At 39.5% G+C, this 2,539-nt stretch carries 2 protein-coding genes and 1 pseudogene; 1 reads left to right on the forward strand and 2 read right to left on the reverse strand.

The annotated features are described in order from the left end of the window. Positions 1 to 114: 114 nt before the first annotated feature. Together GRP75_RS24180 and GRP75_RS24185 are read right to left on the reverse strand one after the other, a co-directional pair. Entirely contained in the window at positions 115 to 741 is a 627-nt protein-coding gene (locus GRP75_RS24180) for a type 1 glutamine amidotransferase family protein (protein ID WP_028542214.1), read from the reverse strand. A 113-nt stretch (positions 742 to 854) separates the two neighbouring features. Further along, positions 855 to 1,817, reverse strand: coding sequence for a helix-turn-helix transcriptional regulator (locus GRP75_RS24185; protein ID WP_160790587.1), 963 nt, complete (start codon positions 1,815 to 1,817; stop codon positions 855 to 857). Positions 1,818 to 2,199: 382 nt separating this feature from the next. On the opposite strand from GRP75_RS24185, the pseudogene GRP75_RS24190 reads away from it, so the two are divergent. Further along, positions 2,200 to 2,539, forward strand: a pseudogene (locus GRP75_RS24190) (hypothetical protein); the annotation flags it as partial.

Consider the following 2,539-nt stretch of genomic DNA (forward strand, 5'->3'; position numbering starts at 1 on the left):
GTTGGGCATCCCCTTCTTTGTATATTTACCTGACACTCCCATATATTCTCTGCTTTCAGTCATTTTAACTCCTCCTTTAAATGATCGTAACAGTTCAATTTAATGCTCATATCTTTATTGGATTGAATTCATCAACTCATAGTAATATTTGGATTCACGAGTTTTGTTAAGACTATACCAGGCTTCTAATGTTTTTGAAGAAAACACACCCAGAGCTTTTAAGACATGTACAGAAAACTCCAACGGAGCTGTTCCAGATGCAGTGATCAGTTTTCCATCCGTTACAGCAGACTCCACTTTGTAATAATTTTCGCCCGTGTAGTTGGGACAGATCATTTTAAGGTATTCCAGATCATTGCTTGTATGCCAACGTGAATTCAGCAATCCTGCCTGGGCAAGTCCCATGGTAGCACCACAAATCGCTGCAACCCATATCCCTTCCTCTAAACACCTCTCAGCGATTTTTAAGATGGGTTGGTGAATGGTTTCTGTCCATGTATCTCCACCGGGTAAAATCAATGTATCTGTGCTTTCAATGCTGCACTCATCCAGTGTGATGTCAGGCAGGATTTTCAATCCGCCCATTGTAGTTACAGGGGTCTTTTCCATTCCCACGGTAACTATTTTTGATGGGACCAGCCCCTTTTTATAATATCTCCCCGAGTTCAGTTCGGCAGTTAAGTAACCTGTCTCCCAATCTGCCATGGTGTCAAACACATAAAGATATACTGTATTATTCATTTGCAAATTCTCCTCATTTTATAATTCATCGAGTGATACCAATCATCCTTCGGTAATCAATGATTATCATCATTATAAAAAAGCTTCACTGACATCTGCTGTCAGTGAAGCTTTTAACGTTGATAATATTCCATTAACTCCGACGCAACAGCAAAAAGTTTTTCCTTCAAACTCTGTGGTTCGATGACTTGAATGGATTTCCCATAGGGTAAGAGTAAATAAGGGACATATGTATGAAGTGATTTTTCCTCAAGCAAAAAGATGGCTTGATTGGATGTCCGCTCTTTTAGATGATGCCCCAAAAACCAATGCAGACATAAGTCATCCAATGCCTCTGACCTGCCTCCGATAGTTAAAGAAATTAAACTGTCCTTGCCCACTAAATCAGGTAATAGATTTTGCATAAAAAATTCACGGGCTGAAAAAGCTTCAGAACGCTTAAATAGGATTGGAGTACGCTTGATTTGTAGAATTCGATCTGCCCGAAAGCTACGGATCTCATTTCTCAGGTGACAAAATGCAACAGTATACCATTTATTGTTCCAGTAAACCATTCCATAGGGGTCTATCACCCTATTCTTGGGTTGTTCTTCATGGCTTGTGCGATAATCCATTTCTACAGAGAATTCGTTGGCTACAGCCTGCTCCAATTCCGCCAATATCGGCTGAAGAGAAGGGTCTCCCATGCGATTAATAACTTCAAATCCGGCTAAATGACGGCTAAGTATATTTTCCTGCTCTTGATTCGAATACATTTTCAATTTTGATGTCGCATTGTCTAATGCCTCACTCAAAGGGTATCCAGCTTCTTTTGCAAAAATAGCAGCATGAAGTAGTGCTTTTTTTTCTTCAATATCAAATAGTAGAGGCGCTCTAATAAAATTATTCAGCAGGCTATACCCGCCATTATGACCTGTGTCGGATATTATAGGCACTCCACTGGCACATAGTGCATCAATATAACGATAAACGGTCCTTATATTTATTTCTAACTTTTCGGATATTTGTTTTGCAGTCATTTTCACACCCGAATTCAGCATCCATAGAATGGCCAGCATATTATCGTTTTTTGGCATAACATGAACCCTCATCTTTCATTTAAGCTCAATCTTATATATATCTTTTTATACTCCCTCTTACCACCTATTATATACTTTTTTCCACCTTATACTTCCCTCTCATATCTTCTAATTCCAGATTTACACATAGTAAATACCACTTCCAATGGTTCATTCTGTAAACTAAATCTCTCTTTTAACCGATAAATACATATGCTGGGTTGTTTATTAAATATCACCTCTTGTTTCTTAATATCAAACAATCCCCTTAATACATTACATATCTATCTTGACTCACAGTTTGTACTCATCTGCGGCTTCTATAATTCAGAAGCGAATTCAAGATGACGTGCTTTACTTGGAAATACCCATCGCATCTAGAAAGGAGTCATGAACTCACTTGAGCGTTTTATCAGATGGGATCGGATATGAAAGCCTACGCTTTTATGGTCCCTTTCAGCCACTACACATCGAACAACTTCAAATAACACGTGCCATTAATGATCATGCCTTTTTACATATCAGTGGCATGCTCTCCGAAGAACAAGGAGCTGTATGCATCGGACAGGATATGGAGCAAGAGCCCATTGTGATCCGTCAGTTGAATGATCAGGGACAATCGCTGAGAAGGCTGTTCCATGGGATTGTTACGCATATGTCCGTACACTGCGTGCGAGGCGTGTATACGTTTGAACTGGAGGCCGCTTCCCATTCGTACCAGATGGATATTAAGCGTAAAA

The sequence above is a fragment of the Paenibacillus sp. OT2-17 genome, from assembly GCF_009827695.1.
GTDB classification, from domain to species: domain Bacteria; phylum Bacillota; class Bacilli; order Paenibacillales; family Paenibacillaceae; genus Paenibacillus; species Paenibacillus polymyxa_B.